The 12,669-nt window shown below is 59.6% G+C and carries 9 protein-coding genes; 7 read left to right on the forward strand and 2 right to left on the reverse strand.

What is annotated here, in order from left to right; all coding sequences use genetic code 11:
- Positions 1–5: 5 nt before the first annotated feature.
- The 3 genes from ACUIAI_RS00565 (at position 6) to ACUIAI_RS00575 (ending at position 5,610) form a co-directional block, all read left to right on the forward strand.
- The gene (locus ACUIAI_RS00565) at positions 6–1,976 is read left to right on the forward strand and encodes an ABC transporter ATP-binding protein/permease (protein WP_445342273.1); all 1,971 of its coding nucleotides are present in this window, start codon (positions 6–8) and stop codon (positions 1,974–1,976) included.
- Between the two features lie 19 nt (positions 1,977–1,995).
- A complete protein-coding gene (gene cydC / locus ACUIAI_RS00570; RefSeq protein WP_445342274.1) occupies positions 1,996–3,855 on the forward strand; it encodes a thiol reductant ABC exporter subunit CydC in 1,860 nt (619 codons plus the stop codon).
- Between the two features lie 261 nt (positions 3,856–4,116).
- The gene (locus tag ACUIAI_RS00575) at positions 4,117–5,610 is read left to right on the forward strand and encodes a cytochrome ubiquinol oxidase subunit I (RefSeq protein ID WP_445342275.1); all 1,494 of its coding nucleotides are present in this window, start codon (positions 4,117–4,119) and stop codon (positions 5,608–5,610) included.
- A 217-nt stretch (positions 5,611–5,827) separates the two neighbouring features.
- On the opposite strand, the gene ACUIAI_RS00580 is transcribed toward ACUIAI_RS00575, so the two are convergent.
- Complete coding sequence (locus tag ACUIAI_RS00580; protein WP_445342276.1) at positions 5,828–6,787, reverse strand: polyprenyl synthetase family protein; 960 nt, start codon at positions 6,785–6,787, stop codon at positions 5,828–5,830.
- A gap of 228 nt (positions 6,788–7,015) precedes the next feature.
- Between ACUIAI_RS00580 and ACUIAI_RS00585 the strand changes: the two genes are divergently transcribed.
- Positions 7,016–8,470 (forward strand): serine/threonine protein phosphatase, encoded by a 1,455-nt coding sequence (locus tag ACUIAI_RS00585; RefSeq protein WP_445342277.1) that lies wholly within the window; start codon positions 7,016–7,018, stop codon positions 8,468–8,470.
- 17 nt (positions 8,471–8,487) lie between these two features.
- On the opposite strand, the gene ACUIAI_RS00590 is transcribed toward ACUIAI_RS00585, so the two are convergent.
- A complete protein-coding gene (locus ACUIAI_RS00590) occupies positions 8,488–9,276 on the reverse strand; it encodes an IclR family transcriptional regulator (RefSeq protein ID WP_046322418.1) in 789 nt (262 codons plus the stop codon).
- A 151-nt stretch (positions 9,277–9,427) separates the two neighbouring features.
- Here ACUIAI_RS00590 and leuC point away from each other — a divergent pair, with 151 nt between their 5' ends.
- The 3 genes from leuC (at position 9,428) to ACUIAI_RS00605 (ending at position 12,637) form a co-directional block, all read left to right on the forward strand.
- Positions 9,428–10,831: a 3-isopropylmalate dehydratase large subunit gene (leuC, locus tag ACUIAI_RS00595; protein ID WP_261254011.1), complete on the forward strand. Its 1,404-nt coding sequence runs from the start codon at positions 9,428–9,430 to the stop codon at positions 10,829–10,831.
- 45 nt (positions 10,832–10,876) lie between these two features.
- On the forward strand, positions 10,877–11,563 hold the full coding sequence (gene leuD / locus ACUIAI_RS00600; protein WP_046322421.1) for a 3-isopropylmalate dehydratase small subunit: 687 nt from the start codon (positions 10,877–10,879) through the stop codon (positions 11,561–11,563).
- A gap of 114 nt (positions 11,564–11,677) precedes the next feature.
- Complete coding sequence (locus ACUIAI_RS00605) at positions 11,678–12,637, forward strand: lysostaphin resistance A-like protein (protein ID WP_445342278.1); 960 nt, start codon at positions 11,678–11,680, stop codon at positions 12,635–12,637.
- Positions 12,638–12,669: the final 32 nt, after the last annotated feature.

Here is a 12,669-nt window from a genome sequence, read left to right on the forward strand (position 1 = left end):
ATGCATTGATCGACAAGAATCTCTTCCGTTTCGACGGAGTCCGGTCCACCTTGGGCCTGCTGGCTGCCCTGTCCCTGATCCAGGGAATAGGTGTGGTGGTTCAGGCCTATGGGTTGACCCTGGCTCTGGTGCGTATTTGGCACCTTCAGAACCTAAACGTGCTGGTGGTACCAGTGCTGATTTTTCTGGCCGCCTACACCTGTCGACAGCTCTGTGACGTGGCCAAGGATCGTATTGCCACGGATCGTGCCGATGCCGTCGTGGCTGAGTTGCGGCCCCATATTCAGGACAAGGTCTTTTCGCTGGGACCATCAGCTCTGGCTCGGCGTGGTACGGGCTCGGCTGTCACCATGCTGGTGGACGGTCTTGATCAGGTGCGCACCTACGTGCTGACGGTCTTGCCAAAGATGATGGACCTCATCTTCATTCCCCTAATCGTCCTGGTGGTTGTCTGGACCCAGGATGCAGGTTCCGGGCTCATCCTCCTGCTCATGCTGCCCCTGCTTATCTTTTTTATGGTCATCCTGGGCCTGGCAGCCAGGGATCGCTCAAGTCGGCAGTACGCTCAGTTCCGCAAGCTCAACACCAGGTTCATGGATACGGTCCTTGGCCTGCCAACCCTGAAGATGCTGGGCATTGACAAGGAGTACGAGGACGAGATCTATTCGGTCTCGGATCGCTTCCGCAAGAGGACCATGAGCGTTATCAGGGTAGCCATGACCTCCACCTTTGCTCTGGACTTCTTTGCCACCTTGGCTATTGCCATCATGGCCGTCTTCCTTGGCAACAATCTGATCAATGCCAAGGTGGAACTGTTCCCAGCCCTCCTTGCCCTGATTCTGGCCCCTGAGTACTTCATGCCCATTCGCCAGTTCGGCGACGACTTCCACGCTACTCTGAACGGTAAGAACGCCTTGGACGACATCGCGGATATGCTGGACCAGCCAGAGCCCAAGCGTTTGGAGGAACTGGACTGGTCCGGGTGGAAGGAAGACAGCCACCTGCGTCTGGAAGGAATCGACTTCGCCTATCCTGGTCCCAAGCCGGTGGAGAGCAATGCCTCGGCCGGGGCGCAGATGGATGCCATGGCCAAGTCCGAGAGTCAAAAGACCAGCAAGAAGAGCCGCAAGCCCAAGGCATCCAAGGTTCATGACGGTGATGGGAAGCCGTCCTCGGTAAAGTCCAGTTCCATGGCATCGCAGGGAACTGGGGTCCAAGCTGTTGCGGATTCACAGATCAATGGATCCGACAGGAGTTCAGAGGAGCAGCCTCTGGCCCTGAGCGGTCTGAACTTTAACCTGCACGGTTTTTCCAAGGTGGCCGTTGTCGGTCGTTCGGGAGCAGGCAAGTCTACGCTGATGGATCTGCTGGCGGGTTTTGACCAGCCCAAGGCAGGCGCTATCGACCTGGATGGTCATCAGCTGGAGCACTGCAACGTGGCTGCCTGGCAGCGGCACATCAGCTACATTCCCCAGAACCCCTTCATCTTCCACGGCACTGTGGCTGACAACATCCGCTTTTACAACCAAGAGGCAGACGATGCCGAGGTGGCTCGTGCTGCCGATCGAGCCGGACTGACCGACTGGCTGAAAACATTGCCAGACGGTCTGAACACGCAAATTGGGGAGGGCAACCGCGGCATCAGCGGCGGTCAGGCCCAGCGAATCGCCCTGGCCAGGGGCATCCTGGACCCCTCGCGCGAGATTCTGTTCTTTGACGAGCCCACCGCTCACCTGGACATCGAGACCGAATACGACCTGAAGCAGACCCTGCTGCCCATCATGGATGGACATCTGGTCGTCCTGGCCACCCACCGGCTGCACTGGCTGGCCAATATGGACTGGGTGATCATGTTGGAACATGGACGAATCGTGGCCCAGGGCGATCCGCATGAGCTGATCGGTCGGGGCGGACCCTTGGATGCGCTGATCGATGAGATGGGAGGGAACCAGATTGCCGACTACCAGCAGGACTGAAACCGCCGGAAGAGACGGCATGGGATCGTTGAAGGCCTCCCGACGCGGCCGCGGTCTGTCGGGCTATATGCATATTTGGCACAAGGATCATTGGTTCTGGCCATACCTTCGTCAAAACAAGGGGCTGCTTGCCCTGATCTTCTTCCTGGGAACCATCACCTTCGTGTGCGCAGCTGGACTCATGTTCACCTCAGGCTTTCTGATCAGCAGGTCGGCTCGTCATCCCTTCAATATCTTCGCCGTATACGTGCCGGTGGTTCTGACCAGGGCCTTCGGTATTGGACGGCCCACATTCAAGTACCTGGAGCGCATCAAGAGCCATGACTGGGTGCTCCGAGTGGTATCCAAGCTGCGGGTTCAGCTCTACCGCACCCTCTCGCAGGACGCGGCCTTCCTGAACGAGCATGAGCGCACTGGTACGGTTCTGGGCATGCTCTCGGACGACCTGGACCATCTGGAGAACTTCTACCTGCGTACCATCTTCCCCACGGTCGTGGCTTATATGATGTGGGTGGTAGTCACCATCGCCGTAGGCGTTTTCTCCTGGCTGACCTCGCTTCTGCTTTTCTTGCTTTTTGCCCTGATCCTGATTCTGGTCCCGCTGGTCTCGCTGGCTTATTCAGACGGGCGTTACGACATGGAGAAGGCACGGCGGCAGGACCAGTACACTGCAGTGACCGAGAGTTACATGGGCTTGGGGGATTGGGTGATCACCCGCCGTCGGCGGCGCTTCGTGGACACAGCGTCCGGCGACTTCAACGACATCGCCACCGGCCGCAGAGAGCAGAAGCGGTTCGAACGCTGGCGTAACTGCGGCATCCAGATGATTTTCGCCCTCATGGTGGTGGCTTTGATTGTCGGAGCGGATCTGCGTATGACCAGCTCCACATCTATTGCGGACTTTGCGGCAGCCGTGGTCCTGGCGGTTTTTCCCCTGGTCGACTGCTTCATCGTGGTCTCCCAGGCTGTGGCTGAGGTTCCCCTCTACACGGACTCGCTGGACCATCTGAACGATCTGACCGAGCGCGTCGAGTCTCGGCGAATTGAGCCGAGTGTCCAGACCAAGCTGGAGGGGCCGATCAAGTCAATCGTCTTCGACCACGTCAGCTTCTCCTATGGTCCTGATGACCCGCTGCTGCTGGACGACTTCAGCCTGAGGATTGAAGGTGGGCAGCGGGTGGCCCTGCTCGGTCCCAGCGGCGAAGGCAAGACGACTGTCCTTCAGCTGCTCTTAGGCGACCTGCGCCCAACCAGTGGCCGCATCCTGATCAATGGAATACCGGTCGATGCCTTGCAGGATCAGCGTCCTGAGCTTTTCGGCTACCTGAACCAACAGGCATTCCTCTTCAACACCACCATTGCCTCCAATGTGCGTCTGGGTGCCCCTCAGGCCGATGACGATCAGGTTCGCCAAGCCTTGAAGGCTGTACAGCTGGATCAGGTCGTGGCTGACATGCCCCAAGGAATAGACACGCCGGTTGATGAGGCCGGCGGCCGACTCTCAGGCGGGCAGCGCCAGCGTCTGGCCCTGGCCAGGATCGTGCTCAAGCGCACCCCGATCATCCTTCTGGACGAGCCCACCATCGGTCTGGATCCCATAACCGAGCGGCGGCTCATGGCCATGATCTTCAAGGTCAGCCAGAATCGCACACTTCTTTGGGTGACTCACCACCTTCAGGGGCTGGAGGAGGCTGACCAGGTCATCTTTATGCAGGACGGGCACATCGCCATGCAGGGGCGCCCGGTCGATCTGTACCGTGAAAACGTCCGTTTTCGTGAACTTTATCGCATGGACGTCTCGGACGTGGACAAGGGTGCCGGTCAAGGGATATACTCAAAGAAGCAGTCAGATTCAGATGGACGGAACCCTGTTGAATGACCATCAGGCTGTTTCCCGAGCAATGACTTTTGCACGGTTGTCGGGTCGCCGATCCTGGCGGATGGCATCCCGGCCGGTCACCGTGCGCCGTCAGTTCATGGACTGGACGGCATGGAAACCTGAGCCCGTGGAAGCGACCAGATCGCGAAGTCGGGGAGAGCTGAAAGGTTCTTGTAGGCACAAGCCCGGTCATATCTGAATTTGTCCGGATTCGACCCGTGTACCCGCGCCCGACGAACCCTGCAGAGATTGGGAGGAACGATGTTCACTGTATTGGGATTGTCAAGATTCCAGTTCGCCATGACGACGATATTCCACTTCTTCTATGTCCCTATGACCATCGGTCTGGCCCTGGCGGTCGCCATCATGGAGACCACCTATGTGGTGACCAAGAAGGATGTCTACAAGAAGATGACCATGTTCTGGTCCAAGATCTTCCTGCTCTCCTTTGCGGTAGGCGTGGTCACCGGCATCATCCAGGAGTTCCAGTTCGGCATGAACTGGTCCAACTACTCCAGGTTCATGGGTGACATCTTCGGTGCCCCTCTGGCCATTGAGGCCCTGCTGGCCTTCTTCCTGGAGTCCACTTTCATCGGCGTGTGGATGTTCACCTGGAATAGGTTCAAGCCGGCCGTGCATGCGGTCTTCATCTGGCTGACCTTCCTGGGTTCCTCCATGTCGGCCATCTGGATTCTGGCTGCCAACAGCTTCATGCAGCACCCGGTCGGTTTCGAGATCAACCAGGCCACCGGCCATGTGAGGCTGCGCAGTTTTGGTGACGTCATATCCAATCCCCAGCTGTGGATCGAGTTCCCCCACGTCTTCTTCGCCGCCGTCTGCACAGGTGCTTTCGTGGTCATGGGCTGCAGCGCTTTCAGCCTGCTGAGAATGCATATGGGGAACAAGGACCAGGCCGTGGCCGCTGTCGAAGCCGACTCCGAGAAGCAGGCCAAGGTCAACCTGTTCACCAAGTCCATCCGTCTGGCCGCCCTGCTCGGTCTTATCGGTTCCATCTGCGTAATCACCTACGGTGATTTGCAGGGCAAGTTCATCGTAACCGATCAGCCTATGAAATTGGCCGCCACCGAGGCCATCTACGAGGACACGGGTGATCCCGCTCCTTGGAATGCCGTGGCTCTGATCAATGAGAAGGACCATAAGATCGAGGGGTCCATCGAGATTCCCGGAGCCATGTCACAGCTGGCTTACGGCAAGAAGACAGGCGCCGTCAAGGGCATGAACACCGTCAACAAGGAGCTGCACGAGAAGTACGATGCCAAGTACGGCAAGGACATGAACTACTACGTGCCTGTCACCACCCTATTCTGGGTCTTCCGCTTGATGGTCGGGATCGGATTCGCCTTTGCCCTGATATCTGCACTGGTGCTGTGGTTCACACGTAAGAAGAAGAACACGCTCTTCACCACGCGCTGGAAGCTCTGGATTATGGGCATCTTTACCTTCGCCCCCTTTGCTGCGACGACCAGTGGCTGGCTGGTGACCGAGCTGGGACGCTATCCATGGCTGGTCTACGGTTATCAGACCATCGCCGATGGAGTTTCGCCCACAAGCACGGTGCCGAACCTGCTCTTCACCTGCATTGTCTACTTCCTGCTCTTCCTGGTTCTGGGCGGAGTCATGGTCTTCTACACCAGGAGGACCCTGCACCAGGGACCCTTCTACAAGCCGGATGACGGCAATGGGCCGCAACCTGCCAAGGTGCATGGCGCACCAGCTCGGGTAGCCTTGGCCTGATGCTCGACTGACCTTAAACACTTCCTTCCCCTTCGGTAAATCCCCCGCTTCGGACTGCATGGTTCGGAACGGGGGATTTGCTGTCCTAAGGGTATGCCACCAGCGGCGGACAGCGGTGAGATTCAGAAAAGAGAGCAATGCCGAGCATGAAGCGGCAGACGTGATGCATATTCGGCGCATGCCTGATACATGACTGGCCTCACTCGTTCAGGTTCGGTCAGACTTGGGCGGTCAGTTTAACTGTGATTCGTTGCAACAGGTCGCGCACGCCTTTGTCGATGTGGGAATCCTCTAGGCTGTCTGAAGCTCGTTTTAGATAGTTCTTGGCGGTTTGCCGACTGCTCTCCATCAGCTTGGGGTGGGCTTTGAGATAGTCGACCACACGGTCGGGATCGTCCTGCTGGACCAAGGTTCTGAAGTTTTCATCCTCCTGGAATCCCAGCAGAACCGGCAGAGTGTAGATCCCGTCGCGAATGTCTTCCAGCTTGGGCTTGCCGGTGTCACGATCCAGATCGAAATCATTGATGTCATCGATGATCTGGAAGGCCATGCCTAGATTGCTGCCGAAGTCTCTGGCGGTCTGTTCCAAAGCGGGATCGGTTGGCTGGCCATCAAGGCGGATCCCAGTCAGGCAGGCAAGGCGGAAGAGGGCTGCGGTCTTGCCGGAGATGGCTCGGTCGTAGTCGTTAATGGTTGTATGGGTGTGGTGGCGGTCTGACTCTTGGTAGAGTTCGCCGCCTACGATCTCGCAGACCGTGCCGGCCTGCTCGCGGATAAAGGCTGTGTCAGGGGCGATGGAGGCCATGATCTCCATATAGCGTGAGAGGATCAGATCCCCTAGATAGATTGCGGCCTTGTTGCCCCGGATGATGTGGACCGTGGGTTTGTTGCGGCGGATGGGGGCATTGTCCAGAACGTCGTCGTGGACCAAGGTAGCCAGATGAAGCATCTCGATGGCGGCGGCGCCGGTGATGACGGTGTCGTCCAGGCGCCCTCGGGTTCGTGCTCCGACACGAGCAAAGAGGACCACCATGGCAGCGCGGATCATCTTGCCATGATTATCCAGCAGTCGACGGTAATCCTCTTGATAAGGAGCCACATGAGTACGCTCCTGGTGCAGACGGTCGACAACCCGCTCAAGATCCTTGCGCAACAGGAGCTCTTGTCCTTCTGCCATGGAGGTACGCTCCCTCTATCTCGTTAAGAACCGCAACGTATCCAATATACCAAGACCGGGGCCAGGCCTGAAGATTGTCGGCCTGGTCCTGGCTGTCGCCGTAATCACTGTGGCCAAGCTGACATTAGGCCGTCGCCGTGCTGTGAGGACGCTGTGGTCGGAATCCCATTCGTGATAGGGCTGCACAGAACGACCTGGGAGCGAAACCGGGTGAAGTAGGCTAGACATATGAGTCAGCATTACCACGCGGATCAGGTCTCCCCACAAGGCGGCGAGGGAGAGCATGATCGACCGCTGTCCGTTTCGGCCCGGCTGGGGCGACTTCAGTTCCATTACTCGGGCAAGTTCAGACTTCTGCAGCTGGCCGACGTCCAGGAGGGCCCCAAGGTCTCTCCGGACACAATCAGGCTCATAGCCGCGGCCTGTGATGCGGCAAAGCCTGATCTAGTGGTTTTCTCGGGCAACCAAGTGGCCGGTTATGACACGGCCTACGAGCGCACCTTCCGCAAGAGGCGTTGGAGCACCCCCCTGGACGGCATCTACTCTGCTGGTCTGAGCATGGGCGGCGCCCTGGGGCTTGGGGGAGCCTCCCTGAAGCGCTCATCCAAGCCCCAGGAGAACCAAGCTGCTACGGACCGCCGGGAACCAGACCGTAGGGATGCCGAGCGTGTACGTCAGCAGAACATCAAGCACACCGAGGATCTGGTCCGCAGAACCGTTGGCCTGATCACCGGCCCACTGGTTGAGCGCGGGATTCCCTTCGTTGTCACCTATGGCAACCACGACTTCCAGTGCGGCCTGGACACCGATCAAATGGATGCCATCTATCGGGAGGTGCCCGGCTGCCTGAACCCGGAGGCTACGGTTGCCCATCCTGATCGGGTTCATGCGCTGATTGGATCGGCCCTGCCCTCCCAGACCGCATTCGTCTGTGCTCCGGGCACCTTTGCCCTGCCTGTGGCGGATTGCGACGGTCACGGGGTGGTCATGGGCCTGGTTCTGTTGGACTCTGGCGACTATGCCCGTGCAGGCGGCTATGGCTCACCTTCGGATCAAGCCCTGGATTTCCTGGCAGCCGCTCCTGATCTTCTGGGCAACCGATCCATTGTCTTCCAGCACATGCCCATCCCTCAGTTCTACAATCTGCTCAAGCCGGTGCCGGCCACCACGGCATATGCGGTTCAGGGCTACCGAAGCTTCGATTCCCGTTGCTACATTCTGGACGAGTCGCGCACCTACCCGGGCTCATACCTGGGTGAAGGCGTCTCCTGTCCGGACGAGGATAGTGGCGAGTATGACCTGCTGACCCGGAACCGGGGCTACTTCGCTCTCTTCGCCGGGCATGATCATCGCAATGGCTTCGTCGGACGCAGCGGGGATCTGACTCTGGGGGCCACGCCCACATGCGGATTCGGTTCCTACGGTCCGGTGCCTAGCAAGCGGGCGGCCAGGCTCTTCGAGTTCGACATTCGTCATCCCCATCATCCTCGCACCCAGCTCCTGGAGTTTGGGCAATTGGTAGGACGGCCCGGATCCCACAAGGTCTATACCTTCGCCATGAGCCATGTGCCTACCTCTACTGGGGACGCGGTCAACCTCTTGCGTCGGCCTGGGTTTTTGGCGGGCGGCTTGACGGCTCTGGCAGGGCTGATAGCCTCCTGGAGATCCTCCCGGCGGCGATAAAAGGACCAGAATGCTGCTCAGACCCTACGACGGGCAGGGGATGAGGCTCGCAACAGGGCTTCGGTCAGATATTTGCCGGCGGCCATGACCAGGGGGGCGTAGCGCCTTCCAGGCGTGGTGGACATGCGGTTGACCGGTCCGGAGATGGATATGGCGGCCATGACCTGCCCGGATCCGTTGCGGATGGGTGCCGAGATGGAACAGACACCCTCCTCCCGCTCGTTGATGGACTCGGCCCAGCCGCGTTTGCGGACCGTGGCCAGGGTTGCTGCGTTGAACTTGGCGTGTCGCAGACCCTGATGGAGGCGCTCAGGTTCCTCCCAGGCCAGCAGAATCTGTGCAGCCGACCCGGCCTCCATGGACAGCAGGGCGCCTACAGGGATGGAGTCGCGCAGCCCGGAGGCGCGTTCCACCGCGGCGATGCAGACCCGGACCTCGCCTTGGCGGCGGAAAATCTGTGCCGACTCGCCCGAACGGTTGAGCAGTGTATGCAGGATGGGCCCCGAGGCGGTCAGGAGTCGATCCTCGCCGGCGGCAGCGGCCAGTTCGGCGAAGCGGGAGCCCAGTACGAAGCGGCCATGCGCGTCCCGCAGTACGAAGCGGTGGCGCTCCAAGGCGATGGCCAGCCGGTGAGCCGTGGGTCGAGCCAACCCGGTGGCGTTGACCAGCTGGCCCAGAGTCATGGGTCCGGTCTCCAGGGTGTCCAGAATTCGCACCGTCTTGTCCAGAACGCCGACGCCCGAATGAATCTCCTCCTGATGCATGTTCTGATCGTTTACGGAGGGGTATCTGTCGTCGTCGTTCATAGAAGGTGTGTCCATGGTTGAATTATGCCATCTCAGTATATGAAATGCAAAAGTTCATAACGGTTGGGCAGTTCCATACTCGGTGGTAAGAGGCCGGCGGGGTGCAGATAAGGTTGGCTCCCCGGCCGGTCGTAGGTTTTCAGGAGGCGATATGGGACGCACAATGGCGGAAAAGGTCTGGGCCGATCATTTGGTCAGAAAGGGCCAGGGAGGCGAGCCCGATCTGATCTATATCGATCTGCAGCTTATGCATGAGGTGACCAGTCCACAGGCTTTCGAGGGGCTGCGCTTGGCAGGCCGGAAGATCCGTCACTTGGATCAGGTCATCGCCACCGAGGATCACAACACTCCCACCATCGACATCGATCGGCCCATCGCCGACAAGGTCTCGGCTCTGCAGATCTCCACCCTGGAACGCAATTGCCGCGAGTTCGGCGTCCGTCTGCATCCATTGGGGGATGCGGACCAGGGCATCGTCCATGCTTTTGCACCCGTCCTGGGACTGACCCAGCCCGGCATGACCATCGTCTGCGGCGATTCACATACCTCGACCCACGGGGCCTTCGGGGCCCTGGCTTTCGGCATCGGCACTTCCGAGGTGGAGCATGTCCTGGCCACGCAGACCCTGAGCCTGAAGCCTTTCAAGACCATGGCCATCACCGTCCGCGGCCAGCTCAAGCCCGGCGTCGGCGCCAAGGACGTCATTTTGGCCGTCATCGCCAAGATCGGCACTGGCGGCGGCCAGGGGCACGTTCTGGAGTACCGGGGCGATGCCATTCGACGCATGTCCATGGATGCGCGCATGACCATTTGCAACATGTCCATCGAGGCCGGGGCTAGGGCTGGGATGATCGCGCCGGACGAGACCACCTTCGCTTACCTGGAGGGCCGTCCGCACGCCCCTAAGGGGGCCATGTGGGAGCAGGCTCTGGACTACTGGCGGACCCTTCCCACCGATCCGGATGCAGTCTTCGACAAGGAGGTCATCCTGGATGCCGACCAGCTGACCCCCTACGTGACCTGGGGCACCAACCCCGGACAGGGCCTGCCCATAGGGGCTGATGTGCCTGTGCCAGAAAAGATCGCCGACCCGGCCAAGCGCCAGGCGGCCCAGGAAGCCATCGACTACATGGGTCTGAAGCCTGGGATGCCCATCAGGGACATCGCCGTGGACACCGTCTTCATCGGTTCCTGCACCAACGGGCGCATCGAGGATCTGCGCGCAGCGGCGGCCATCATGAAGGGGCACCATAAGGCCAAGAACCTGCATCGCGTTCTAGTTGTACCGGCCTCTTCGCGAGTTCGCATTCAGGCCGAGAAGGAAGGGCTGGATCGTATCTTCGAGGACTTCGGAGCCGAGTGGCGCAACGCAGGCTGCTCCATGTGCCTGGGGATGAATCCCGACCAGCTGGTGCCGGGGGAGCGTTCCATTTCCACATCCAACCGCAACTTCCAGGGTCGTCAGGGCAAGGGCGGCAGGACGCATCTGGCCTCGCCCGAGGTAGCCGCTGCGACGGCCATCAGGGGAACCATCTGCTCACCGGCCGATCTGTAGGCCATCAATCATTCGTAATCGCCATCCAGAAGGCAGGAGGTCATCATGGAGCCACTTTCCGTTGTAACTGGGGTTGGAGTGCCCTTGCGCCGCTCCAACGTCGACACCGATCAGATCATCCCCGCCGTATTCCTGAAGCGGGTGAAGAAGACCGGCTTCGAGGATGCGCTCTTCTATGCCTGGCGAAGGGATCCGAATTTCGTGCTCAACCGGCCTGAATATTCAGGTGCTCGCATCCTGGTGGCCGGGCCGGACTTCGGCATCGGCTCCTCGCGCGAGCATGCGGTCTGGGCTCTGCGGGATTACGGTTTTCGCGTGGTCATTTCGCCACGCTTCGCGGACATCTTCTATGGGAACACCGCCAAGAACGGGGTTCTGGCCGCCATCATGCCCCAGGAATCAGTGGAGTTGCTCTGGAAGCTCCTGGAGGAGGACCCTGGCACCGAGATGACTGTGGACCTGGGCGCTCGCACGGTCACCTGCGCGGATGTGACTCTGCCCTTTCAGGTTGACGACTACGTGCGATGGCGGCTCATGAATGGCTATGACGACATCGACCTGACTCTGCAGCACGAGGATGACATCCGTGCCTATGAGCGCATGCGGGCTGAGCGCTTCCCCTTCAAACCGCGTACCCTGCCGGCACAGCATATGCCCGAAGAGCCGGTCACTTCAGCCAGGGAGGGCCAAATCGATTGGCCTGGGCCCCTGGCTGATCGCGGCATCATCTGACCGACGGGCCGTGCGCCCTCATATGAAAGTCCTCCGCCCCTTTTTCGCTTACCATGGAAAGTGACAGTCATTGATCGACTGTGACCGGTTAGTAAACGAAGAGGGGCGGTTATCATGAGGCACAGCAGCGGCGATGTGCACGACTGGGGCGTTAGACGGGCAGTGAATGCCCTAAGTGCTTTTGCCTTCATCTACGTGGCCATCGAGACCCTGGTAGGCCTTTTGGGAGGCAAGGTTGTTCTGCCTGCTCTCTTCCCGCATGCTTCCAAAGCGCAACTCAACGGTCCTTTGTCGGACTGGACAGTGGTTATCTCTGTAGTGTTGGCCCTGCTGTTTGCCTTGATCAGTCAATGGCCGGTCATTGTAGGCCATGAACGGCATGGCCAGGACCAGGTGCGTTGGGTTACTGCGCGCCGATTCAGCCTGTTGGCGTTGATCATCGCCCTGGCCTGCTTCTTCCTCAGTCAGCTGGTGGCCAGTGCGGCTAACTCTGGACTAAACGCAATTCTGTCCGGTACTGGGCTGCACCCGCCGACCTCACCTGACGACGGCGGCATGGAAACGCCGATCATGCTCTTCTATGGCATTCTTTTGGGACCTTTTGCCGAGGAGCTGGTCTTCCGCGGGGTCATCATGAACGGCTTGCGCCGCTTTGGTCGGGTCTTTGCCATTATTACCTCTTCTCTGCTTTTCGGATTCATGCATGGTTCCTTGGTCCAGGGTCTGTTCGGTTTCATTTCCGGCCTGGTCCTGGGCTATCTGGCCATGGAATACGGGCTGGTCTGGTCCCTGCTGGTGCACATGCTCAACAATGCCTTCTCCTCGGGTTTGCTGGCCAAGTACATGCCCCTGGCACCCGAGGTGGTTCGCATCGGCCTGGGCCTGCTCATGATCCTGGTGTTGCTGGTCGGTGTCGTCGGGCTGCTGTTCAAGATTCGGACTCTCCGTGATTACTGCCGCAGCAATCGCGCTCCCAAGGGAATCTACGCTTCTTGGAGGGCGCCCTGGTTCCTGCTCTTCTGCCTGGCGTGCCTGCTGATGGCCCTGAGCGAATTCGTACCAGGGCTGGCCTGACCGGACGGCCTATGGCACCGGCTCATTGTTGG

The sequence above is a fragment of the Bifidobacterium sp. ESL0827 genome, assembly GCF_052606685.1.

Bases quoted from the DNA above. Each gene is read 5' to 3' on its own strand.
- ACUIAI_RS00580 (WP_445342276.1), bottom strand. From the start codon at position 6,787: ATGGCAGAAGGACAAGAGCTCCTGTTGCGCAAGGATCTTGAGCGGGTT.
- cydC (WP_445342274.1), top strand. From the start codon at position 1,996: ATGGGATCGTTGAAGGCCTCCCGACGCGGCCGCGGTCTGTCGGGCTAT.
- ACUIAI_RS00605 (WP_445342278.1), top strand. From the start codon at position 11,678: ATGAGGCACAGCAGCGGCGATGTGCACGACTGGGGCGTTAGACGGGCA.
- leuD (WP_046322421.1), top strand. From the start codon at position 10,877: ATGGAGCCACTTTCCGTTGTAACTGGGGTTGGAGTGCCCTTGCGCCGC.
- ACUIAI_RS00585 (WP_445342277.1), top strand. From the start codon at position 7,016: ATGAGTCAGCATTACCACGCGGATCAGGTCTCCCCACAAGGCGGCGAG.
- ACUIAI_RS00590 (WP_046322418.1), bottom strand. From the start codon at position 9,276: ATGAACGACGACGACAGATACCCCTCCGTAAACGATCAGAACATGCAT.
- leuC (WP_261254011.1), top strand. From the start codon at position 9,428: ATGGGACGCACAATGGCGGAAAAGGTCTGGGCCGATCATTTGGTCAGA.
- ACUIAI_RS00575 (WP_445342275.1), top strand. From the start codon at position 4,117: ATGTTCACTGTATTGGGATTGTCAAGATTCCAGTTCGCCATGACGACG.